Origin of the sequence: Paraburkholderia metrosideri (assembly GCF_904848625.1) — a bacterium.
In the GTDB taxonomy this organism is placed as follows: domain Bacteria; phylum Pseudomonadota; class Gammaproteobacteria; order Burkholderiales; family Burkholderiaceae; genus Paraburkholderia; species Paraburkholderia metrosideri.
On record NZ_CAJHCP010000001.1, the window covers coordinates 392,361 to 416,142 of the forward strand.

Annotated in this window: 19 protein-coding genes; 17 read left to right on the forward strand and 2 right to left on the reverse strand. The window is 62.8% G+C overall.

What is annotated here, in order from left to right; all coding sequences use genetic code 11:
• The first annotated feature begins 121 nt into the window (after positions 1 to 121).
• The 7 genes from LMG28727_RS01725 to LMG28727_RS01755 all read left to right on the forward strand — a co-directional run bounded on the left by LMG28727_RS01725 (position 122) and on the right by LMG28727_RS01755 (position 8,748).
• A complete protein-coding gene (locus LMG28727_RS01725) occupies positions 122 to 2,749 on the forward strand; it encodes a DNA polymerase III subunit gamma/tau (RefSeq protein WP_201640577.1) in 2,628 nt (875 codons plus the stop codon).
• Between the two features lie 67 nt (positions 2,750 to 2,816).
• Positions 2,817 to 3,143: a YbaB/EbfC family nucleoid-associated protein gene (locus tag LMG28727_RS01730; protein ID WP_201640578.1), complete on the forward strand. Its 327-nt coding sequence runs from the start codon at positions 2,817 to 2,819 to the stop codon at positions 3,141 to 3,143.
• Positions 3,144 to 3,604: 461 nt separating this feature from the next.
• The gene (gene recR, locus LMG28727_RS01735) at positions 3,605 to 4,201 is read left to right on the forward strand and encodes a recombination mediator RecR (RefSeq protein ID WP_201640579.1); all 597 of its coding nucleotides are present in this window, start codon (positions 3,605 to 3,607) and stop codon (positions 4,199 to 4,201) included.
• A gap of 227 nt (positions 4,202 to 4,428) precedes the next feature.
• Positions 4,429 to 5,670: a CaiB/BaiF CoA transferase family protein gene (locus LMG28727_RS01740; RefSeq protein WP_201640580.1), complete on the forward strand. Its 1,242-nt coding sequence runs from the start codon at positions 4,429 to 4,431 to the stop codon at positions 5,668 to 5,670.
• A gap of 253 nt (positions 5,671 to 5,923) precedes the next feature.
• Entirely contained in the window at positions 5,924 to 6,961 is a 1,038-nt protein-coding gene (locus tag LMG28727_RS01745; RefSeq protein WP_201640581.1) for an ABC transporter substrate-binding protein, read from the forward strand.
• Between the two features lie 96 nt (positions 6,962 to 7,057).
• A complete protein-coding gene (locus LMG28727_RS01750) occupies positions 7,058 to 7,870 on the forward strand; it encodes an ABC transporter ATP-binding protein (protein ID WP_201640582.1) in 813 nt (270 codons plus the stop codon).
• Positions 7,871 to 7,923: 53 nt separating this feature from the next.
• Positions 7,924 to 8,748 carry an ABC transporter permease gene (locus tag LMG28727_RS01755; protein ID WP_201640583.1) on the forward strand — a complete coding sequence of 275 codons (825 nt, stop codon included), beginning with the start codon at positions 7,924 to 7,926 and terminating at the stop codon, positions 8,746 to 8,748.
• 95 nt (positions 8,749 to 8,843) lie between these two features.
• Here LMG28727_RS01755 and LMG28727_RS01760 read toward each other — a convergent pair whose 3' ends face one another.
• Positions 8,844 to 9,818: an NADPH:quinone oxidoreductase family protein gene (locus tag LMG28727_RS01760; RefSeq protein WP_201640584.1), complete on the reverse strand. Its 975-nt coding sequence runs from the start codon at positions 9,816 to 9,818 to the stop codon at positions 8,844 to 8,846.
• A gap of 212 nt (positions 9,819 to 10,030) precedes the next feature.
• On the opposite strand from LMG28727_RS01760, the gene surE reads away from it, so the two are divergent.
• The 6 genes from surE (at position 10,031) to rlmD (ending at position 16,485) form a co-directional block, all read left to right on the forward strand.
• Positions 10,031 to 10,789 (forward strand): 5'/3'-nucleotidase SurE, encoded by a 759-nt coding sequence (gene surE, locus LMG28727_RS01765; RefSeq protein WP_074766384.1) that lies wholly within the window; start codon positions 10,031 to 10,033, stop codon positions 10,787 to 10,789.
• Positions 10,786 to 11,874 (forward strand): protein-L-isoaspartate(D-aspartate) O-methyltransferase, encoded by a 1,089-nt coding sequence (locus LMG28727_RS01770; protein ID WP_201640585.1) that lies wholly within the window; start codon positions 10,786 to 10,788, stop codon positions 11,872 to 11,874. The genes surE and LMG28727_RS01770 overlap by 4 nt, the downstream gene beginning before the upstream one ends.
• A gap of 5 nt (positions 11,875 to 11,879) precedes the next feature.
• Complete coding sequence (locus LMG28727_RS01775; protein ID WP_201640586.1) at positions 11,880 to 12,815, forward strand: peptidoglycan DD-metalloendopeptidase family protein; 936 nt, start codon at positions 11,880 to 11,882, stop codon at positions 12,813 to 12,815.
• 11 nt (positions 12,816 to 12,826) lie between these two features.
• Positions 12,827 to 13,897 carry an RNA polymerase sigma factor RpoS gene (gene rpoS, locus LMG28727_RS01780; protein ID WP_201640587.1) on the forward strand — a complete coding sequence of 357 codons (1,071 nt, stop codon included), beginning with the start codon at positions 12,827 to 12,829 and terminating at the stop codon, positions 13,895 to 13,897.
• 4 nt (positions 13,898 to 13,901) lie between these two features.
• Positions 13,902 to 14,678 carry a 3'-5' exonuclease gene (locus tag LMG28727_RS01785; protein ID WP_201640588.1) on the forward strand — a complete coding sequence of 259 codons (777 nt, stop codon included), beginning with the start codon at positions 13,902 to 13,904 and terminating at the stop codon, positions 14,676 to 14,678.
• A 388-nt stretch (positions 14,679 to 15,066) separates the two neighbouring features.
• Positions 15,067 to 16,485, forward strand: coding sequence for a 23S rRNA (uracil(1939)-C(5))-methyltransferase RlmD (gene rlmD / locus LMG28727_RS01790; protein WP_201640589.1), 1,419 nt, complete (start codon positions 15,067 to 15,069; stop codon positions 16,483 to 16,485).
• A 151-nt stretch (positions 16,486 to 16,636) separates the two neighbouring features.
• On the opposite strand, the gene LMG28727_RS01795 is transcribed toward rlmD, so the two are convergent.
• The gene (locus tag LMG28727_RS01795; RefSeq protein WP_201640590.1) at positions 16,637 to 17,500 is read right to left on the reverse strand and encodes an outer membrane protein assembly factor BamD; all 864 of its coding nucleotides are present in this window, start codon (positions 17,498 to 17,500) and stop codon (positions 16,637 to 16,639) included.
• 38 nt (positions 17,501 to 17,538) lie between these two features.
• Here LMG28727_RS01795 and LMG28727_RS01800 point away from each other — a divergent pair, with 38 nt between their 5' ends.
• The 4 genes from LMG28727_RS01800 to LMG28727_RS01815 all read left to right on the forward strand — a co-directional run bounded on the left by LMG28727_RS01800 (position 17,539) and on the right by LMG28727_RS01815 (position 23,527).
• Positions 17,539 to 18,825, forward strand: a complete 1,287-nt coding sequence (locus LMG28727_RS01800; RefSeq protein WP_201640591.1) for an RluA family pseudouridine synthase — start codon at positions 17,539 to 17,541, stop codon at positions 18,823 to 18,825.
• On the forward strand, positions 18,822 to 19,679 hold the full coding sequence (gene pgeF / locus LMG28727_RS01805) for a peptidoglycan editing factor PgeF (protein ID WP_201640592.1): 858 nt from the start codon (positions 18,822 to 18,824) through the stop codon (positions 19,677 to 19,679). The genes LMG28727_RS01800 and pgeF overlap by 4 nt, the downstream gene beginning before the upstream one ends.
• A 675-nt stretch (positions 19,680 to 20,354) precedes the next feature.
• On the forward strand, positions 20,355 to 22,193 hold the full coding sequence (phaC, locus tag LMG28727_RS01810; protein WP_201640593.1) for a class I poly(R)-hydroxyalkanoic acid synthase: 1,839 nt from the start codon (positions 20,355 to 20,357) through the stop codon (positions 22,191 to 22,193).
• Between the two features lie 152 nt (positions 22,194 to 22,345).
• The gene (locus LMG28727_RS01815) at positions 22,346 to 23,527 is read left to right on the forward strand and encodes an acetyl-CoA C-acetyltransferase (RefSeq protein ID WP_201640594.1); all 1,182 of its coding nucleotides are present in this window, start codon (positions 22,346 to 22,348) and stop codon (positions 23,525 to 23,527) included.
• Positions 23,528 to 23,782: the final 255 nt, after the last annotated feature.

The window sequence follows — 23,782 nt, forward strand, 5'->3', positions numbered from 1 at the left end:
TTTCGCGCTCGCTCTATTTTTTTCTATAGATCCGTTAGGCTCCTTCAATGAAGCGGCAACACGCGTTCCTATGCCATCTGGTTTCGGTTTTCGGCGGCATTGTTACTGATACAATTTCCCGATGACCTATCAAGTTCTCGCACGCAAATGGCGGCCGAAGGATTTTGCTTCGCTCGTCGGACAGGAGCACGTGGTGCGCGCGCTCACGCACGCGCTCGACGGCGGCCGTCTGCACCATGCCTATCTGTTTACCGGCACACGCGGCGTCGGCAAAACCACGCTGTCGCGCATCTTCGCCAAGGCGCTGAATTGCGAAACCGGCGTGACTTCTACGCCGTGCGGTGTGTGTCGCGCGTGTCGTGAGATCGACGAAGGTCGCTTTGTCGATTACGTGGAAATGGACGCGGCGAGTAATCGCGGTGTCGACGAGATGGCGGCGCTGCTCGAACGTGCTGTGTATGCGCCGGTCGACGCACGCTTCAAGGTCTACATGATCGACGAAGTGCACATGCTGACCAACCACGCGTTCAACGCCATGTTGAAGACGCTGGAAGAACCGCCGCCGCACGTCAAATTCATTCTTGCTACCACTGATCCGCAGAAAATTCCGGTCACGGTGCTGTCGCGCTGTTTGCAGTTCAATCTGAAGCAGATGCCGGCCGGGCATATCGTGTCGCATCTCGAGCACATTCTCGGCGAAGAGAATGTGCCATATGACTTGCAGGCGCTGCGTCTTCTGGCGCGCGCGGCTGATGGGTCGATGCGCGACGCGCTGTCGCTGACCGATCAGGCGATTGCCTATTCGGCGAACCAGGTCAATGAAGAAGCCGTGCGCGGCATGCTTGGCGCGCTCGATCAAAGCTATCTGATCCGTCTGCTCGACGCGCTGGCCGACGGCGACGGTGCCGCGGTGCTGGCAGTGGCCGACGAGATGGCGTTGCGCAGCCTGTCGTTCTCGACCGCGCTACAGGATCTGGCGAGCCTGCTGCATCGGATCGCCTGGGCGCAGTTCGCACCGTCTTCGGTGCTGGACGAGTGGCCGGAAGCGGCTGACCTGCGGCGCTTCGCCGAGGCGCTCAGTGCCGAGCGGGTGCAGTTGTTCTATCAGATCGCGACAATTGGTCGAAGCGAGTTGGGTCTTGCGCCGGATGAATACGCCGGTTTCACGATGACCCTGCTGCGGATGCTGGCGTTCGAGCCGGCGCCTACGGGCGGTGGTGGCGCGGTGGGTGGCGGTGCCCGTTCGGCGGGGCAGCCGGGTGCTGCCGGTGGAGCGGGTGGCCGGCGTGCGGGTGCGGCGACTGTCGCTGCGTTGCCGGCTTCCGCGCCTCGTGCGGCTGCTCCGGCGGCGAGTGCTATTGCGCCGGTACGTGATACGCAATCCGCTGGCAACGCTTCTTCGAACAACGTAGCGAACGACGGTGTTGTACCCGGTGATTCTGTTGAGTTGAATGCACTCGCCGCAGAGCGTGGCGCGCAGGAGTCGACTGGCGCAGAGCGAACCGCAACGACGTTTTCCGGGCAAGACGCAGCAACCCCGCACTCATCGGGTAGCGCGCCTGCGGCGGCAGCGGTCGATACGCGGTCCGGGGTTTCCAGCATGCATGCGTTGGCCCCGTGGGACGACGAACCCGCTGCAGCGACTACCGGCGCAGTTCCGGCCGGCCCGGTTGCGAACGAATTCAACGCTCGAACTGCCAATGAAGCCTCGGTAGAGTCGCCTTCCCTCGACACGGCGCCGGCCTCTGCGTTGACCGCCCCCGCCGCGGCAGCATTCGCGCGCACAGAGGCGGTCGCGGCATCGCGTGAGCCTTCGCCCGCGGACGGATTCGCACCGCGTCGAGCAGGCGGCGCGAGCGCCGCACTCGACGTGTTGCGCAGCGCAGGCCTGAAAGTATCATCGGATCGCGGCCGTGCTGGCGCCGCTGCATCTGCCGCGAAGGCCGCTGCGCCGGCTACGCCGGTCGCACTTAAACCCGTCACGCCGCGCACGGTCGTTCCGGTGCCGACGCCCGATGCCGCGCGCCGCGCGCCGCAGCAGGATACAGCGCCCGCCGCGCGTCCGCAGCCGTCGGCGGCCGCGCGCAACGGCAACGGCCACAGCAACAGCGCCGAGCAAAACGGCTCGTCGATTCCGCCGTGGGACGACATTCCGCCAGACGACTACATGCCGATTTCGGCATCGGACGACGGCTATTTCGGTCCGCCCGACGACAACTACATGCCGGTGTTCGATCGTGGTCCGGACGACGTTCGCGTGAACGCCGCGCCCGCATCCTCGCCGGCGCCTGCGGCCGACTCGCGTCCGCTGCCGCCTGCCGTGCCGCTCGATCCGCTCGGCTTTGACGGTGACTGGCCGGCGCTTGCCGTCGATCTGCCGCTCAAGGGCATTTCGTATCAGCTCGCGTTCAACAGCGAATTGATGGCGCTCGAAGGCAATACGCTGAAGCTGAACGTGCCCGTTCCGCAGTACGCGGAAGCGTCGCAGGTCGCTAAACTGAAAGCCGCGCTCGCCGACAGGCTCGGCCTGAATATCGAGGTGCTGGTCGAAGTCGGGGTCGCGCGCCGTACCGCCGCCGCGCACGACGCGGCGACCCGCGCACAGCGTCAACGGGACGCCGAGCGCGAGATCGGTGCCGATCCGTTCGTGCAGTCGCTGATCCGCGAGTTCGGTGCGAGCATCGTGCCCGGCTCGATTCGCCCGATTACCCCGGACGCCGCCTCGAATGGCGCATCACCGGTCCACTGATTCGCCGCGCTAGCTTTATAAGCGCGCCTGATTTCCAGATCTCAAGCTATCAAGAAGGAGCATGTCCATGATGAAAGGTCAACTCGCCGGGCTGATGAAACAAGCCCAGCAGATGCAGGAAAACATGAAGAAGATGCAGGAGCAACTCGCTCTGATCGAAGTCGAGGGGCAGTCGGGCGCCGGTCTCGTGAAGGTGACGATGACCTGCAAGAACGACGTGCGCCGCGTATCGATCGACCCGAGCCTGCTCGCCGACGACAAGGACATGCTGGAAGACCTCGTCGCCGCTGCGTTCAACGACGCCGTGCGCAAGGCTGAAGCCACCGCCGCAGAAAAAATGGGCGGCATGACCTCGGGCCTGCCGCTGCCGCCGGGCTTCAAAATGCCGTTCTGATTCCGAACGAGGCCGCCGCAAGGGGGCCGGGCGCCGTGGCAGATATTGCCAATATCGCCGCGGCGCGAATCGTAAATGCGCGGCAACTGCTTGGCCAATGCTGGACGCAGGCGCGAACGGAATCTGTAACCTCAACGTGCGGAATTGAACCTGAGACCATGAGTCCGGTTGAAGGCCCGATAGGAACGGACGAATCGACGCGTACCCGTCAACGCTGACGAACCAATCCGCAAAACAAAGCAGAACAAGGCAGTACCAAGCAATCGACCGCGCCGGATTTGCCTTTTGCACCCGCGTAAAGATTGATCGAATCGATTTAGTCCGCTTTGGTTTCCTGATGCTGTCCATCAATCAGGTTTCTTCAACTGATGATCCGCAGCCAGCCTGCCAGGCGTTAGCCGAACAACCATCGCATCGCGACCCGCATCCACGGGCACTATCCACCTCGACGCCGATTCCGCATGAAACAACCTTCCGCCTTGTCGGCGCTCGTCGAAGCGCTGCGCGTGCTGCCCGGAGTCGGACCGAAGTCCGCGCAACGCATGGCCTATCACCTGATGCAGCACGACCGCGATGGCGCCGCGAAACTCGGCCGCTCGTTGCTGTTCGCGACCGAGCATCTGCAACACTGTGAAAAGTGCAACACCTTTACCGAAGCGCAGATCTGCGAGGTCTGTCTCGACGAAGAGCGCGACCCGACTTTGCTGTGCGTCGTCGAAACACCTGCCGATCAGATCATGCTCGAGCAGACCATGACTTACCGGGGCCTGTATTTCGTGCTGATGGGGCGGCTGAGCCCGCTCGACGGCATCGGTCCGAAAGAGATTCATTTCGACCGGCTCGTCAAACGTGCGTCGGACGGCATCGTCACGGAGGTCGTGCTCGCCACCAATTTCACCAACGAAGGCGAAGCGACTGCCCATTACCTCGGGCAGACGCTCAAGGCGCGTGGCCTCGCTGTCACTCGTCTGGCGCGCGGCGTGCCGGTTGGTGGCGAACTCGAGTATGTCGACGCGGGCACGATTGCCCGCGCGATGCTCGACCGCCGTTCGATGTAACTGCGGCGGCTGCAGATTTTCTAGCGCATGACATGCACGACACGCATCGCGCGCAGGATTGCTGAAGCAGCCCCGCGCCAACTGTCGAGCATCAGACCGAGCACCACGCTCCGCAAGCGCTGCATGTCCAAAGCCGCTTCACACGTCCCCGCAGAATCCGCGCACGCATGCCGTGCGCGTCGTCAACGTCAAAGGTCCGATCGTCGGGACCAGAAGAAAGGAGACACATGAGCGCCACCCCCGAATCAGACGCGAGTGCCGCGTCTCAACCCGCGCAAGGCCCACTCGCCGGCGTCAAGGTGCTGGAACTCGGCACGCTGATCGCCGGCCCGTTCGCCGCACGCTTTCTCGGCGAGTTCGGCGCAGACGTCATCAAGATCGAAGACCCCAAAGGCGGCGATCCGCTGCGCAAATGGCGCAAGCTCTATCCGGAAGTCGGCGGCACGTCATTGTGGTGGGCCGTGCAGGCGCGCAACAAGAAATCTGTCACGATCAATCTGAAGGCCGAAGAGGGTAAGGAGATCGTGCGGCGTCTGGCCAAAGAGGCGGATATCGTCGTCGAAAATTTCCGGCCCGGGTTGCTGGAGAAACTGGGGCTTGGCTATGACGTGCTGTCCGCGGAAAACCCCGGGCTGGTGATGGTGCGTCTGTCTGGCTATGGCCAGACCGGACCGTATCGCGACCGGCCTGGATTCGGCGCGATTGCCGAATCGATGGGCGGTTTGCGTCACATCACCGGTTATCCGGATTTGCCGCCGCCGCGTATCGGCATTTCGATCGGCGATTCGATCGCTGCGCTGCACGGCGTGATCGGCGCGTTGATGGCGCTACATCACAAGCAGGTGAACGGCGGCAAAGGGCAGGTGGTCGACGTCGCGTTGTACGAAGCCGTCTTCAACATGATGGAAAGCGTGGTGCCCGAATACGGCGTGTACGGGATGGTGCGCGAGCGCACCGGCGCGTCGCTGCCGGGTATCGTGCCGTCGAATACGTATCCGTGCCGTGACGGCAGCATCGTGATTGGCGGCAATAGCGATCCGATTTTCAAACGGCTGATGGTGGCGATCGAACGCGACGATCTCGCGAACGATCCGGCGCTTGCGCATAACGACGGGCGCGTGCCGCGTACTCAGGAAATCGACGGTGCCATTGCCGCGTGGCTCGCCAGCCGTACGATCGACGAAGCGCTCGCGGTGCTGAATGCGGCGGATGTGCCGGTGGGCCGCATCTACAGTGTCGCGGATATGTTCACCGATCCGCAGTTCATGGCACGCCAGATGATTCAGCGCTTCAAGTGGCAGGACGGTCAGGAAATCACCCTCCCGGCAGTGACGCCGAAGCTCTCGGCGACCCCGGGACAGACGCGCTGGCTGGGTCCCGAACTGGGTGAACATACCGATGAAGTCCTGCAATCGCTAGGTTATGATGCAGACGATATTGCGAGGTTGCACGCGCAACAGATCGTGTGACGCGCGGCGCGGCTTTTGACGATGCCGCGCCGTGTAGCCAGTTGATCCGAAGTGCGCGTGGGCAATGCAGCGCAATGCAACGCGGCGACCAGATAGCGGGCTCAAAAGACCCCGGTGGTTCGAAAGAAACAGCCGAAAAGAAGGCCGGAAAAGAGCCTGAAAAAACTCAGGAAGCGCCCGAAAAAAGTAGCCGGTAAAGAGCGACGCAGAGCGGCAAAAAAGTCGCACCACAAAAGATTGGAGACGACAGACCATGCAACGCAGAACCTTCCTCGCCGGAAGCGCAGCGCTCGCGGGCGCCACGCTTGCCGCTACACCGCTCGCGTTTGCGCAGGGCAAACCGGAAACCAGCAAAGTCGCGATTGCGGTTGGCGGCAAAAATCTTTTCTATTACCTGCCACTCACCATTGCCGAGCGTCGCAATTATTTCAGGGACGAAGGGCTCGACGTCGACATTTCCGATTTCGCGGGCGGCTCACAAGCGCTGAAGGCAGCAGTCGGCGGCAGCGCGGACGTCGTGTCCGGCGCGTTCGAACACACGCTGCTGTTGCAGGCGCAAAAGCAGTACTTCCGTGAATTCGTGCTGCAGGGTCGTGCGCCGCAAATCGTGCTCGCGGTGTCGAAGAAAACCATGCCGAACTACAAGTCGATCGCCGATCTCAAGGGCAAGAAGATCGGCGTGACCGCGCCGGGTTCGTCGACGTCGATCATGGCCAGTTTTGTGCTGGCGAAAGCGGGGCTGAGCGCGAAAGACGTCGCGTTCATTGGTGTGGGAGCGGGCGCGGGCGCCATCGCGGCGTTGCAGTCGGGGCAGATCGACGCGATCGCCAATCTCGATCCGGTGATGACGCGGCTCGAGCGCACCGGCGATATCCGCGTGGTGTCGGATACGCGCACGCTTGCCGATACGCACACGGTGTTTGGCGGCGATATGCCGGCGGGGTGCCTGTACGCATCGCAAAGTTTTATCACGAAGAATCCGAACACGACCCAGGCGTTGACCAATGCGATGGTGCGCGCGCTCAAATGGCTGCAGACGGCGACCGGCAGCGAATTGATCAGCACCGTGCCGGAAGGGTATCTGCTTGGCGATCGCGCGGTGTATCTGGATGCGTGGCAGCACGTGAAGGAAGCGATGTCGCCCGATGGCCTGATGCCGGCGGACGGTCCCGCGACGTCGCTAAAAACATTGCAGGCGTTCGATCCGAACATCCAGGGCAAGCCGATCGATCTGTCGAAGGCGTGGACCAATGACTTCGTCAAGAAGGCGTTGACGACGGTCAAGTCGTAAAGCCGGCGTGCAAGACGGCGAGGCCGGCGCGCGTGCGCGCTCGCCCGGCGACCTCAACCGCAGAATCCGATCCTCGAAGAAAAAGCGAGCCGAACGATGACCGTTGCCGCCCTGTCGCTCGACAACATCACCTGCACGTTCGCCGCGCGCGATAAGCGCACGCAGCGCTACACGGCGGTCAAGGACACCACGTTGCGTATCGCACCGGGCGAGTTCGTGTCGGTGGTCGGGCCGACCGGTTGCGGCAAGTCCACGCTGCTGAACATCGGCGCGGGTTTGCTGACGCCGTCGTCGGGTACGGTCAGCGTGTTCGGCGAGCCGCTCCACGGAATCAACCGGCGCGCGGGCTACATGTTTCAGGCCGATGCGCTGATGCCCTGGCGTTCAGCGCTCGACAACGTGATGGCCGGCCTGTCGTTCCGCGGCGTGGCGCCCGCCGAAGCGCGTGCGAAAGCCGACGAATGGCTAAAACGCGTCGGCCTCGGCGGTTTCGGCGATCGCTATCCGCATCAGTTGTCCGGCGGCATGCGCAAGCGCGTCGCGATGGCGCAGACGCTGATTCTCGATCCCGACGTCATCCTGATGGACGAGCCGTTTTCCGCGCTCGATATCCAGACCCGTCAGTTGATGGAAAACGAATTACTCGACCTATGGGCCGCCAAACGCAAGGCGGTGTTGTTTATCACGCACGATCTCGACGAAGCGATCGCGATGTCCGATCGCGTCGTGGTGTTGTCGGCTGGACCGGGCACCCATCCGATCGGCGAATTTGCAATTGATTTGCCGCGTCCGCGAGATGTTGCCGAGATTCGCGCGCATCCGCGTTTTGTCGAGTTGCATGCGCAGATCTGGAGCGTGCTGCGCGATGAAGTTCTCAAGGGCTACCAGCAGCAGTTGACCGCTGTGTAGCGCACCCGCGAACTAACGACCACCTGTTTCAATCGTCCGAGGCAAACCGAGTCATGTGGAAGACGTTGCGCCCGAGCCGGGCGAATCTGCTGATCTGGCAATGGCTGCTGCTGGTGCTGTGTTTCGTACTCTGGTATGTGCTGACCAGCCCGACGCTGCTGCCGCCGTTCTATTTCGACGATCCCAACAAGGCCGCGTTTTTCTTCGGCGAGCCGCAGAAAGTTTTGCAGCGGATCTGGGAGTGGTTCACGGGCGGTGAAATCTATCTGCATCTGTGGATTACGTTGGTCGAGACCGTGCTCGCGTTCGTGCTCGGCACTGCGCTCGGACTTGGCGTCGGTCTGTGGCTCGCGCTCGCGCCGATTGCCAGCGCATTGTTCGACCCGTACGTGAAGGCGGCCAACTCGATGCCGCGCGTGATTCTCGCGCCGATCTTCGGGGTGTGGTTCGGCCTGGGCATCTGGTCGAAGGTGGCGTTGGGCATCACGCTGGTGTTTTTTATCGTGTTCTTCAACGTCTATCAGGGCGTGAAGGAAGTCAGCCCGGTCGTGCTCGCGAACGCGCGGATGCTCGGCGCGAATCGCAAGCAGTTGCTGCGTTCGGTCTATTTGCCGAGTGCGATGAGCTGGGTGTTTTCGAGCTTGCATACGTCGGTGGGGCTGGCGTTTGTCGGCTCGGTAGTCGGCGAGTATCTTGGCTCGGCACGCGGCGTCGGTTATCTGATTCTGCAAGCCGAAGGCACGTTCGATATCAACACCGTGTTTGCAGGGATTCTGGTGTTGACCGCTTTTGCGCTGGTTCTCGATGCAATAGTCGGAATCGGTGAGCGCCGCTTGATGAAGTGGCAACCGAAGTCGGGCGACGCGGAGAAGTTGTGACGCCGCCGCACGTTCAAGTCAAATAAAAAACGGCGGCCGGTTTTCGAACCCGGCCGCCGTTTCGGCATTCGCATACTGCGGGTGACTCATGAAGGCTATGGCGTCACCACCACCTTCCCGATCACGCGACGCTCAGCCATATCGCGCAACGCCCGCCCTGTGTCATCGAGCGAATAGCGTGAGGACACGTAAGGTTTGAGCTTGCCTTCAGCAATCCAGCCTGTCATCTGCTGGAACGCGGCCTGGTTGTGTTTGGGCTCACGCTTCGCGAAGTCGCCCCAGAATACGCCGACCAGACTCGCGCCTTTGAGCAGCGTCAGATTGAGCGGCAGCTTCGGGATCTCGCCGTTCGCAAACCCGACCACCAGATAACGTCCGCGCCAGCCGATACTGCGAAACGCCGGTTCCGCATAAATACCGCCGACCGGATCGTAGATCACGTCCGGGCCTTTGCCATCGGTGAGCGCCTTGATGCGCTCGCGCAGATCTTCGGTGCTGTAGTTGATGGTCGCGTCCGCGCCATGCTTGACGCAGGTCGCCAGCTTTTCGTCGTTCGACGCTGCCGCGATCACGCGCGCGCCGAGCGCCTTGCCGATCTCCACCGCCGCGAGCCCGACACCGCCCGCCGCGCCGAGCACCAGCATCGTCTCACCCGCCTGCAACTGACCGCGGTCGACCACCGCGTGATGCGACGTGCCATACGCGAGCGTGAATGCCGCTGCGACGTCGAAGTCGACGCCGTCGGCCAGTGGCACGCACGCCGCGGCGGGCGCAATCGCCTGCTCGGCAAAGCCACCGGAGCCCGTGAACGCGACCACGCGCGCACCGGGCCTGAACTGTGTGACGTCGGCGCCGACTGCCCGCACGATACCCGCGACTTCCGAGCCCGGCGTGAACGGAAGAGGTGGTTTGAACTGGTATTTGTTTTCGATGATCAGCACGTCAGGAAAATTGACGGCTGCCGCCTTGACGTCGATGACGACGTGGCCGGGCGGCGCTTCGAGGTCAGGCAGATTTTCGACGACCAGGCTCTCAGGTGGCCCATATTGATTACAGCGAATCGCGCGCATCGTGTCTCCATGTCGATAAGGGGTCCGCAATCATTCTGAGTGTAAAGCAATGCGTACGATCGTGCTTTTTATTTGCGTGGCACGCGCGACGTGCAACGCATGCAGACCGCCACGTCCAGCTTGCGACAGGCAAAAGTAAAGCGCCCTTGCGCGGTATACGCATGGGCCGCCGTGTCGTTCGCGCGCCATCTTTCCTCGGTTACAATCGCCGCATGCGAATCCTACTCAGTAATGACGACGGTTATCTGGCGCCGGGCCTTGCCGCGCTTTACGAAGCGCTCAAGCCGATCGCGGACGTCACCGTGATGGCCCCCGAACAGAATTGCAGCGGCGCGTCGAATTCACTCACGCTGTCGCGGCCGCTGTCGGTTCTGCGCTCGGCCAATGGCTTCTATTACGTGAACGGCACGCCCACCGACTCGGTGCACATTGCGCTGACGGGCATGCTCGACCACACGCCGGATCTGGTCGTGTCGGGCATCAACAACGGCCAGAACATGGGCGAAGACACGTTGTACTCCGGCACCGTCGCGGCCGCGACCGAAGGCATCATGTTCGGCGTGCCGGCCATCGCGTTCTCGCTGGTCGATAAGGACTGGGTGCATCTCGAAGACGCCGCGCGCGTCGCCGCAGAAATCGTCGCGCATTATCTCGAGCAGCCGCTGCCAGGGCATCCGCTGCTGAATGTCAATATTCCGAACCTGCCGTACGAGCAACTCGACGGCTGGCATATCACGCGTCTGGGGAAAAGGCATCCGTCGCAGCCGGTGATCCGCCAGACCAATCCGCGTGGCGAACCAATCTACTGGATCGGTCCTTCGGGCAGTGCACGCGACGCGAGCGAGGGCACCGATTTTCACGCGGTCGCGAATGGCCGCGTGTCGATCACGCCGTTGCAGCTCGACCTGACCCACACGCAAATGCTGCCCGCAGCGCGCGACTGGGCGCGCGCCGGCAGCGGTGCTTCATGACAAACGAGCGCGCAAAGCGCTTTCCGCTCGGCCTGGAGGATCTGGTGCGCGAACCGCGCCGGCCCGAAGGGCGTCCAGGCGAAGTGCGCGCCGCGGCACTCGCCGCGAGCGCGGCGCTGAACGCGCGTCAACAGCCGGCAAGGAATTCGCCGCCCGGCCCGGCGCTCAAGTCGAAGCCTCAAAGTCAGGCGCAGGCCCGCCTGCAGACTGCGGTGCAAGCGCGGCCCCAACCGAAAACCCAAGTAGCGCCGCAGTCGATCGCGCCACCCAGGCCGCAGGCGGCGCCGTCGGTTAAATCGCAGACAAAGTCGGTCGTCCATGTGCAGAGCGTGACTCAGCGGGCGGCGTCGTCGTCGCCGCTTTCATCACAGTCCGCTAAACCGGCTACCCGATCCAGCGAGCGCACCGCGGCGCCGAACGTCGCGCTGAACGGTGCACTCGCACTGACTTCGGAACGGGTTCGCGAGCGGATGGTCGAACGCCTGCGTGCGAACGGCGTGACCGATCAGCGTGTGTTGAACGCGATGGCGGTCGTGCCGCGCCACATGTTCGTCGACCCCGGCCTCGCGGCTCAAGCTTACGAAGATGCGGCGTTGCCCATCGGTCATCACCAGACGATTTCCAAGCCGTCGGTGGTCGCGCGGATGATCGAACTGGCGGCGGCCGGCCGCGCGCTCGACACCGTGCTCGAAATCGGCACCGGCTGCGGTTATCAGGCGGCAGTGCTGAGCCAGGTGGCCCGCGAGGTGTATTCGATCGAACGCATCAAGCCGCTGTCCGAACGCGCGAAGACGAATCTGCGTCCGCTGCGCATTCCGAACATCCGGTTGCATTACGGCGACGGCCGCCTCGGGCTGCCGTCCACCGCACCGTTCGACGCGATCGTGATCGCGGCCGCGGGGCTCGACGTACCGCAAGCCTTACTTGAACAACTCGCGATCGGCGGCCGTCTGGTCGCGCCGGTCGGCTCGCAGGATGGCCAGAACCAGGTGCTGACACTGGTGGAGCGCCTCGGGCCCGCGCAATGGCGCGAGTCGCGCCTTGATCGCGTTTTCTTTGTACCCTTAAAATCCGGAGTGATTTGACACCGATGAGTATGTTGCGCGCGATGCAAAGAACCAGCCTGACTGCCCCCATGAACGTAACCCAGCGTAGCGTGTGCGTGCTTGCCTTGTCCCTGCTGATGACGGCTTGTGCTTCCCGGCTCGACCAGGCACCGGTCGTCGACCGCTCCAGCGGCACGCCGCTCAGTACGCAGGCCGAGCAGCCGCCCGTGCCGCTCGGACCGCCGCCGCCCGGCTACTACCGCGTGAAGCCTGGCGACACGCTGTACCGGATCGCGCTGGAGAACGGCCAGAACTACCGCGACATTTCGGCGTGGAATAATTTGACCAACCCGAATCAGATCGAGGTCGATCAGTTGTTGCGCGTGGTGCCGCCGGGTGCGAATGCCGCCGCGATGACGCCGGGTGTGTCGACCGCGCCGATCATGGGCGGCAATGCGGTGCAAAGCGCGCCGCTCGGCAGCGTGCCGCCGGTTGCAGGTGCGACGGCTGGCGTGGCTGCGCCGCCGCTCTATGGTGCGGCCGCGAACAACCCGTCGGTGGCGCCGCCGGTGAATCCGGGCGCCGCGAGCGACTCGGGTACGGCGGCCTCCGGCAATGTCGCGTTCGCGTGGCCGGTGCGTGGTCCGTTGCTCGGCACATTTAACGATTCGACAAACAAGGGCGTCAATATCGGCGGCGCCGCGGGCGACCCCGTCAAGGCCTCCGCAGATGGCCGTGTCGTGTACGCCGGCAATGGGCTGCGTGGCTACGGCAACCTCATTATCATCAAACATGACGCAACTTATCTCACCGCGTATGCACACAACCGCGCTTTGATGGTAAAAGAGGGGGACGCGGTAACGAAGGGGCAGAAGATCGCTGAGATGGGCAATAGCGATTCCGACCGTGTGATGTTGCATTTCGAAGTTCGCCGGCAGGGTAAACCTGTCGACCCACTGAAGTATTTGCCGCCGCAATAAGCGATACGACCATGCCGAAACCGAAGCGCCGCCCGCCGCAAGCCGAATCTGAAACGATCAGCCAAGCTACGTCCGCTCCGGTGGACGACAGCGGTGCTTCGGAAGCCGAAGAAGAGATCGCGGAAGAACGCGATCTCGACGAATCCCCCAGTGGTGCGGAAGAAAGCCGTGAGCCGCGCGAAGCCGCACCGGACGCGGACGATTTCCGCGCGCTGCTGCAAGCCGAGCTGACGGCCGACACAATCCAGCACTATCTGAATCGTATTAGCGTCAAGCCGCTCCTCACCGTCGAGGAAGAGCAGAAATATTCGCGCCTTGCCAAGGCGGGCGAATTCGAAGCGCGGCAGGTGATGATCGAGCGCAATCTGCGGCTTGTGGTCAGCATTGCGAAGGGTTATCTTAATCGAGGTGTGCCTTTGCTCGATCTGATCGAAGAAGGCAACCTCGGCCTGATGCACGCCATCGAGAAATTCGATCCGACACGCGGCTTCCGCTTTTCGACTTACGCCACCTGGTGGATTCGCCAGAGTATCGAGCGCGCAATCATGAACCAGGCGCGCACCGTGCGTTTGCCCGTGCACGTGATTCGCGAGCTCAACCAGGTGTTGCGCGCCAAGCGCCATCTGGAAAAGAATTCGATGAACTCAGGTGAAGCCGCCGAGCGCCGCGACGCCAGCATCGACGACATTGCCTATCTGACCGGCAAGACCACCGACGAAGTCACCGACATCCTCGCGCTGAACGAGCACACCGCGTCGCTCGACGCGCCGCTCGATCTCGATCCCGCGAGCAGCCTGCTCGATCTGCTGTCTGACGACCAGAGCCAGTCGCCGGACGCCGAGGTGCAGCATCGCGAGCTGGAAACGCTGACGCGTGCGTGGCTTGCGCGCCTGTCAGACAAGCATCGTCATGTGATTGAGCGCCGCTTCGGACTCAATCACATCGAACCCGCCACGCTCGAAGAGCTGGCCGACGAAATGGGCCTCACGCGCGAGCGTGTGCGCCAGATCCAACAGGAAGCGCTGGTACGACTGAAGCGCTTCTTTGCCTCCAACGGTGTTCGGAAGGACGCCGTTTTATAAGCTGATGACACCGATTCTTGTATTCGACATCGAGACGATTCCCGATGTCGCCGGCATTCGCCGCCTCGACGATTTGCCCGCCACGATGAGCGACGCCGAAGTCGCCGAACACGCGTTCGCCGCGCGGCGCGAAAAGACCGGCAGCGATTTCCTGCCGCATCACCTGCAACGGATCGCCGCGATTTCTTGCGTGTTCCGCGACAACAACGGCTTTCGCGTGCGCTCGCTCGGCACGCTGGAAGACGGCGAGGCGGCGCTCGTGCAGTCGTTTTATCGCGTAATCGAAAAGTACACGCCGCAACTCGTGTCGTGGAACGGCGGCGGATTCGACCTGCCGGTGCTGAATTACCGCGCGCTGGTCAACGGCATTCCGGCTAGCCGCTTCTGGGATCTCGGCGAGGACGACCGCGACTTCAAGTGGAACAACTACATCAGCCGCTACCACGCGCGTCACACCGATCTGATGGACGTGCTCGCGATGTACTCCGGCCGCGCCAATGCGCCGCTCGACGCGCTCGCCAAGATGTGCGGCTTCCCCGGCAAGATGGGGATGGACGGCAGCCAGGTGTGGAACGCTTATCAGGAAGGGCGCATCGAAGAGATTCGCAATTACTGCGAGACCGACGTCGTCAATACCTATTTGCTGTATTGCCGCTTCCAGTTGATTCGCGGCGGGTTTTCGGCTGCGGAGTATGCTGATGAGATCAACCTGGTCAAGAATGCGCTGGCCGAGGAAACCGCTCCGCAATGGGCTGAATATCTGGCGGCGTTTAGTCAGTAAGAGCGCGGGTATGTTGCGCGGATGGTTTCGCGCGCCGGCTGGAGCGGTGTGAGGTATGAGGCGGTGCAATTGGTGCGGGACGGGCACAACGACGAAGCCATGAAACCACGTAACGCGACCGCACTCCAAACTTCGTAAAACTTGAAGAGTTGGCTAAGCGGCGGCCGCCGAAGCAGTTTCCGGCGCGGCAGCGGCAGCGGCGGCAGCGGAACCGGCCTCCGGCAGACGGCGCGGCACTGCATTGCTCAGCAGACCGGCCAGTCGTGCCCTCGCAGCGCAACAACTGTCCCAAGGCGTTCGCAGACCACGCCAGCCGCGCCAAGTCGTCGGCAACGTCTCCGCTTCGTCTACAATCTCGCCTTTCCCCAAGCATGTCAGGAAGTCGCAGGTGTCCCGAACTGCCCCCCATCGTCGCTCGCCGAAGCGCCAGAAGACGCCCTCGCCAGCGCCCGCGCTCGTCATCACCGGTAATGAGCCGGTCATCGAAATCGTTTCGCTCGATATGGAAGCGCGCGGCGTCGGCCGCATCGAATCTGAAGACGGCACGCCTGGCAAGGTGATCTTCGTCGAAGGCGCGTTGCCCGGCGAGCGCGTCAGCTATTCGACGCATCGCAGCAAGCCGAAATTCGAGCAGGCCGAAGTCGTTCAGGTGTTCCGCGAAAGCGTGATCCGTACCAAGCCGAAGTGTCAGTACTTCGACGTTTGCGGCGGCTGTTCGATGCAACATCTGGATATTCGCGCGCAGGTTGCCGTCAAGCAGCGCGTGCTCGAAGACAATTTGCAGCATCTGGCGAAGCTGCGTCCCGAAACGGTTTTCCGGCCGATCCACGGGCCGGCTTGGGACTATCGCTATCGCGCGCGCCTGGCCGTGCGCTACCTGCCCGAAAAGGGCGGCATGCGAATCGGCTTTCACGAGAAGAAGAGCGGCAACATCGCGGATATGAAAACCTGCGAAGTGCTGCCGCCGCATGTGTCGGCAATGCTGATGCCGCTGCGTTTCATGGTCCGTAAGCTGTCGATTCACGACCGCTTGCCGCAGTTGGAGCTCGCGGTTGGTTCATCGGTGACGGCGCTGGTGGTGCGCAACCTGGCGCCGCTTACCGACGCAGATGAACAGGTGCTGCGCGATTTCGCGGACGAGCACAAGGTGCAGTTCTGGTTGCAGCCGGGCGGCCCGGAAACGGTCACGCCGTTTTACCCGCTCGACCAGCAGCTCGACTACACGCTGCCGGAATACGACATCCGCATGCCGTTCAAGCCGACCGACTTCACGCAGGTGAATCACGCGATCAATCGCGTGCTGGTGAGCCGCGCGCTGCGTCTGCTGGCGCCGGCGCGCACGGATCGCGTGCTCGATCTGTTCTGCGGAATCGGCAATTTCACGCTGCCGCTCGCACGGATTTCGAAGGAAGTGGTGGGCATCGAGGGCCTTGAAGTGCTGACCTCGCGTGCGCAGGCCAATGCCGAGCTGAACGGCGTGGCGGGGCATACGTCCTTCGCGTGCCGCAATCTGTTCGAAGTCACCGCCGACGACCTGCGTGCGCTCGGTCACTTCGACAAGTTTCTCGTCGATCCCCCGCGCGAAGGGGCGCTGGCGGTCGCGAGGGCACTGGCAGAGATCGCGCAGAGCGGCCATGGGTCGCTGCCGAAACGGATCGTCTACGTGTCGTGCAATCCGGCGACACTGGCTCGCGATTCGGGCGTGCTCGTGCACGACGCTGGCTATCGGCTGGTGGGCGCGGGTGTGGTGAATATGTTCCCGCACACTTCGCATGTGGAGTCGATCGCGTTGTTCGAGCGGGACTGACCGGTTATCTACACGGCGATGAGCGGCGGCAGGCCGCTCGCGTATCACTTGCGCCAGCTTGCCTCGGTTGCGCACAAAGAAAAAAGCCACGACCGGAGTCGTGGCTTTTTTTCTGGATGGGCGTCTTAGTGTGTCTCGGCCGCCGTGCGGCTTAGAACTGCCACCACGACTTCGCCGCAGCGCCCGGCCGTGCATGACCCGTGATGTACGGGCTGTCCGGGAAGGTGCCGGCTAGCACGCGCTTGGTGTCGTCGGCCAGTTGCGGCTGATTCAGCTTCTGATACGACAGCATCATGATGTGCAGTGCGTCTTCGATAGCCGGAGCGTTCTTGTATTCACGCAACGCCAGTTGAGCGCGGTTGATTGCGGCGACATAAGCGCCACGGCGGTAGTAATAGTCTGCGGCATGGACTTCGTGTGACGCCAGCGCGTTCACGATATAGCGCATGCGTTGCGCCGCGTCCGGTGCAAACTTGCTGTTCGGGTATTTGTCGACCACGACCTTGAACGCGTCATACGACTCGCGCAGCGACTTCGGATCGCGCTCGCTCATGTCCTGGCCGGAGAAGCGGCCGAACAGACCGAGGTCGTCGTTGAAGTGGATCATGCCCTTCAGATAGTACGCGTAGGCGATGTCCGGATGATCCGGATGCAGCTGGATGAAGCGGTCGATGGCCTGGTCGGCGGCGGCGTTTTCGTTGTCTTTCCAGTTGCAGTAAGCGACGTTGATCTGCGCCTGCTGTGCGAAGTGGCCGAACGGGTCGCGGCCCTCAAGCATTTCGAAATACTTTGCGCACTTGCCGAAATCACCGCCGGTGAGGGCGTCGTTCGCCTCCGTATATAATTTGTTGTTGTTCCACGTTGCCGTTTCATCGGTCTTTTCCGGCAGGCCGTGGCAAGCCGCAATAACGGTGACGGCAGCGGCACACGCAATGTATCCGGCCACTTTACGGGCCGCCTTCTTGATGGCCGCCAAATTGATCGCCGCTTTAGTAATGGTGTTCAAGGCTCGCATTTTCCAGTCTAGCTTTACGTCCAGGTGACCCAGACTCAATGACCCGCTCAAAAACTCCAGGCGCCGCAACCGGTGCCGGGAATAGCAACGAAGATTATAGCTTAAGCGCTGACCCGTCCGACGCGTTGGGCGTCGATTCCGTCGACGACGATCTCGGCAGCGACGCGCTCGCAACCCCGCCAGCCATGGTTCCGACCGTGGCGAGCCCGGTCGCCGACGAGAGTCCGCGCAGCGTCGTCGTACCCGACGAACTGGCCGGAGAGCGCCTCGACAAGGTGCTCGCGCGCATCTTCCCCGAATTCTCGCGCAATCGCCTGCAAAGCTGGATCGAGGCCGAACGCGTGCGAATCGACGGTAAGGCGGCGAAAGTCCGTCAGCCAGTGCCGCTCGGCGCGACCATCGAACTCGTGCCGGATCTGCTGCCCGAGCAGCTCGCTTTCACGCCGGAACCGGTGCCGCTCGACATCGTCTACGAAGACGACACGCTGGTGGTCATCAACAAGCCGGCCGGCATGGTCGTGCATCCGGCCTCGGGCAACTGGAGCGGCACCGTGCTGAACGGGCTTCTGTACCGTTATGGCGACGCTGCGGCGGGCTTGCCGCGCGCAGGCATCGTGCATCGGCTGGATAAGGAAACCTCGGGGCTGATGGTGGTCGCGCGCACGCTGGAAGCGCAGACCGACCTCGTGCGCCAGTTACAGGCGCGCACGGTGAAGCGTCGCTATCTCGCGCTGGTGTGGGGCAACATGCCCGACGAAGGCACCATCGACGCGCCGATCGGCCGCGATCCGCGCGAACGCACGCGCATGGCCGTGGTGACGAGCGCGTCGGGCAAGCACGCGCGCACGCATTTCCGGCGTGTCGATTCGGCAATCTGGCAGCGTCAGCCGGTCACCGCGATTCACTGCGATCTGGAAACGGGGCGCACGCACCAGATTCGCGTGCATTGCGCGCATATTGGCCACCCGCTGCTCGGCGATCCGGTGTATGGGCGCGCGCGCGGCAAGCGCTCGGTCACGCCGTTACCCGACGGCTTCGCGCGCCAGGCTTTGCACGCGTGGCGGCTCGGGCTGATCCATCCGAAAACCGGCCGTACGATGCAATGGCGCGCCGACGTGCCGGAAGACATGGAAGTGCTGTCGGCGGCGTTGGGTCTTGGGCGCGACGATGCAGGCGAATTCGACGAGACGTACTACGAAGAAGACGGCTACGACGCGTCGCTGGACGATGAGTTCGACGACGGCGACGACGCCGAAGAGGGCGAAGAGGGCGACGACCACGCCGCCGACGCAGACCACGATGAGGACGAGGACGATCGCGCATGAATCTCCCCGAGCTGAGCTTTGCCGATGTCGTGCAACCCGCGTGGAACGTGTCGCCGCGCGTGCGCGCGCTGGTCACTACGCGTAACGGCGGGGTGAGCGAGCCGCCGTTCGGCCGCTGGCGGGACGGCGCGGATCAGTCCGGCGGGCTGAATCTCGGGATGAAAGCCGGTGACGATCCGGCGGCGGTCTCCAGCAACCGTGAGCGGCTCCTGAAGCTGGCCGGCGTCAGCGATGTCGCATGGCTCGAGCAGATTCACGGCGCGGGCATCGTGCGTGCCGAAGACGTTCTCGCGCAGACGCGCGCGGGCGGCGGGTTGACGCAAGCCGACGCGAGCGTTACCGATCGTCCGGGCACCGTGTGCGTCGTGATGGTCGCCGATTGCATGCCGGTATTGTTCTGCGACGAAGCCGGCCGTGCGGTCGGTGCGGCCCACGCCGGTTGGCGCGGGCTGGCGGCGGGCATCGTCGAACAGACCGCGCAGCGCGTTGCGGCGCTCGCCGGTGTTGACGCGAGCGCACTGCATGCGTACCTCGGGCCGTCGATCGGTCCCGACGCGTTCGAAGTCGGCCCGGACGTGCGTGACGCGTTCATGACGGGCGTCGGCGCTGCACAACGCGATGCCACGGCGAATGCATTCATTCAGCATCCGCAGAATCCGGGCAAATATCTCGCCGATCTTCCCGCACTCGCACGCTTGCGCCTGCAGGCACTCGGCGTGACGCGGGTTGTCGGCGGCGATCTTTGCACGGTCACGCAACGCGACCGGTTCTATTCGTATCGCCGCGATCGCGAGACCGGCCGTATGGCCGCTCTGATCTGGCTGGACGATCACGCACAAACCCTCGCGGACTGAAGGGGGCAGCGCGTCGCGTGCTTTGGCGTTACCGCTGAGCGTGATCGCGTCTCTGCACTTTTACGTCCGATTCACACTGAAGCAATCTCACGCCCGCATGATGACGCGACAGCTCGCCGCGTCATCATGCGGGCGTGGTGGTTTCTGGCCGAGGCACGCACTCCCACGCATCCGCACGAACCCTCGTATGAGGGTTTATTCGGGGGTGCGAGCTGCATTTTGCTGCACTGCCAGAATTCTTTCCACTGACGTAAATCTGCCGCAAAAAATGTCTGTCAACGAACGGATAAATGCACATAAGCCTATGCAATATGAGCGCTTTTTTCGTCTGCGATCATCCTCTTTGAGAGAGCTCTCAAAAGCGCGATCTGCTACACAGGGAAAACGATAATTAAAAAACTATCGCACTGCGGCAAAATCGGGAACAAGCATTGACATGCCTTGGGATGGGGAGCAAGAATGTTCCTCACGAGCTCCTCGTACATGGGACAGGGCGTGACGAGGTCGCGAGCATTTGCTCACCTGCGCACGAACCTGCCTCTCAACCCGTCCGCAAGGACTTACCGGTCAAAAGCAGGTATGGCAGCATCACATTCCTCAGCTTCTCCCAGCACGGACTCCTCAACGGAGCATACGCAGCAGGCCGGTACGAGCGGCGCAACGCCGGCCGCAGGCATGCAGCAACTACTCGATGTATGGATGAATGCATGGCGTTCGCTCGGCACTCCGCCGGGCGCCGGCGGCCTGCCGTTCGCGATGCCGCAGATGCCGCAGGTGCCCGGCATGCCGCAAATGGGTATACCGCAGGGCTTTCCGCAGATACCCACGTCGTTTCCCGGCATGCCCGATTTCAGCAAACTGATGGCGGGCTCAATGCCGTCCATGCCATCGTTCGCTAGCCTGAATATTCCAGGCGCCGCGATTCCCGCCGACCGACTGCAGAAACTTCAGGCCGACTATTCGCGTGAGGCGATGGAGTTGATCCAGCAGGTCACCGCGTCGGCAACCAAAGCCCCTGAACTCAAGGACCGCCGCTTCAGTTCCGAAGCGTGGAGCGCGACGCCCGCGTACGCTTTCACGGCGGCCTGGTATCTGTTGAACGCGCGTTATCTGCAGGAAATGGTCGACGCGCTCGACACCGAACCGAAGGTGCGTGAGCGCATCCGTTTCGCGGTCCAGCAGTGGACCGCGGCGGCCTCGCCCAGCAACTTCTTTGCGTTGAATCCGGAAGCGCAAAAAACCTTGCTCGACAGCAAGGGCGAAAGCTTGCGGCAGGGCGTGATGAATCTGCTCGGCGACATGCAGCGCGGCAAGATCTCGCAGACCGACGAATCGGGTTTCGTGGTCGGCGACAATCTCGCGAACACCGAAGGCTCGGTGGTGTTCGAAAACGATCTGCTGCAACTGATCCAGTACAAGCCGCGCACGGCAACCGTGCGCGAGCGGCCCTTGCTGATCGTGCCGCCTTGCATCAACAAGTTCTACATTCTCGATCTGCAGCCGGAGAATTCGCTGGTCGCTCATGGGCTCGATTCGGGACACCAGGTGTTCCTGATCTCGTGGCGTAACGCCGATCAATCCATTGCGCATAAAACGTGGGACGACTACATCGGCGAAGGCGTCCTGACCGCGATCGAAACGGTGAGCAAGATCAGCGGCCGGGAACAGATCAATACGCTGGGCTTCTGCGTTGGCGGCACGATGCTCGCCACGGCGCTCGCAGTGGCGGCGGCACGCGGTGAACATCCGGCGGCGTCGATGACGCTGCTCACCGCGATGCTCGACTTCTCCGACACGGGCGTGCTCGACGTATTCGTCGACGAAGCACATGTGCAGATGCGCGAGCAGACCATCGGCGGCAAGAATGGTACGAAGCCGGGGCTGATGCGCGGCCTCGAATTCGCCAACACGTTCTCGTTCCTGCGTCCGAACGATCTGGTGTGGAACTACGTCGTCGACAACTACCTCAAAGGACGCACGCCGGTGCCGTTCGACCTGCTGTACTGGAACAGCGATTCGACCAGTCTGCCGGGTCCCATGTACGTCTGGTATCTGCGCAACACGTACCTCGAGAACAGCCTGCGCGAGCCGGGTAAGTTGACGACCTGTGGCGAGCCGGTCGACCTGTCGAAGATCGACGTGCCGACCTTCATTTACGGTTCGCGCGAAGACCATATCGTGCCTTGGCAAACCGCGTATGCATCGGTGCCGCTGTTGAACGGGCCGCTGAAGTTCGTGCTCGGCGCGTCGGGTCATATCGCTGGCGTGATCAATCCGCCTGCGAAGAAAAAGCGCAATTTCTGGATGCTCGAAGGCGACGTGAAGACGCTGCCGGAAGGCGCGGACGAGTGGCTCGGCGCTGCTACCGAAGTGCCTGGCAGCTGGTGGCCGGAATGGACCACGTGGCTCGACCAGTACGGCGGCAAGAAGGTGAAGCCCCGTGCTACGGCAGGGTCGGCGGACTATCCGGTGATCGAGCCTGCGCCAGGACGTTATGTGCGGCAACGCGAGTAGGCTTTGGGTTATGACGCGCTTCACGGTGCGGCAGATTGATGTGAATAAGGCGATGTGAATGAGCGTCTGATTCAGTAAGGGCGTAAGAGCAACAAGATTTTTAACTTGACGGGCAGCGGCGCTTTTAGCCGACGTGCCCGGAGGATATGGAAATGACTGATGTTGTGATCGTATCGGCCGCCCGTACGGCAGTTGGAAAATTCGGTGGGTCGCTGGCGAAGACGGCCGCGCCCGATCTCGGCGCCGTGGTGATTCGCGCCGTGCTCGAACGGGCCGGTCTGAAACCCGAGCAGGTGAGCGAAGTCATTCTCGGCCAGGTGTTGACGGCCGGCTCCGGCCAGAACCCGGCGCGTCAGGCGGTTATCAAAGCGGGCTTGCCCACGGCCGTGCCCGGCATGACGATCAACGTGGTGTGCGGCTCCGGTCTGAAGGCCGTGATGCTCGCGGCGAACGCCATCATCGCGGGTGACGCGGACATCGTGGTCGCTGGCGGTCAGGAAAACATGAGCGCCGCCCCGCACGTGCTGCCGGGTTCGCGCGACGGTTTCCGCATGGGCGACGCGAAGCTGGTCGACTCGATGATCGTCGACGGTCTGTGGGACGTGTACAACCAGTACCACATGGGCGTGACGGCAGAAAACGTCGCAAAGGAATACGGCATCACGCGCGAGCAGCAGGACGCGTTCGCGGCGCTGTCGCAGAACAAGGCGGAAGCCGCGCAGAAAGCCGGCCGTTTCGACGACGAAATCGTCCCGGTTGAAATTCCGCAACGCAAAGGCGAGCCGCTGCGTTTCGCCACCGACGAATTCGTGCGTCATGGCGTGACGGCTGAATCGCTCGCAGGCCTGAAGCCCGCTTTCTCGAAAGAAGGCTCGGTCACGGCGGCCAACGCGTCGGGTCTGAACGACGGCGCGGCGGCCGTGCTGGTGATGTCGGCGAAGAAGGCTGAAGCGCTGGGTCTCAAGCCGCTCGCGCGCATCAAGGCTTACGCGACTTCCGGTCTCGATCCGAAAGTGATGGGCATGGGCCCGGTACCGGCTTCGCGTCGCTGCCTCGAACGTGCGGGCTGGACGCCGGCCGATCTGGACCTGATGGAAATCAACGAAGCGTTTGCCGCCCAGGCGTGCGCGGTGAATCAGCAGATGGGCTGGGACACGTCGAAGATCAACGTGAACGGCGGCGCGATCGCAATCGGTCACCCGATCGGCGCGTCCGGTTGCCGGATTCTCGTTACGCTGCTGCACGAAATGCAGAAACGCGACGCGAAGAAGGGTCTGGCTTCGCTGTGCATCGGCGGGGGCATGGGCGTAGCGCTGGCGCTCGAACGCGCTTAAGTTCGTCGCGCCGGGCTCTGGTATCGGTCCAGTTATCAGACGCCGGTAAGAACTGGCATCAGGCAGGCAGTAACCCGGCATGAGCAGCACCTGGTAGCATCAGCGCGTTATCAGGCAGTTTTGCGCAGCATCAGGCCGGGTTGCCGCGCGTCACGCCTCTGGCGGCGGCGCGCATTCAGCAGTGGCCTCGTCAGCGCCGGTCGCCCGGCGGCAGCGGAGATGAAGTATCAAGGCGAGGGAAGAGGCAGCCGGTCG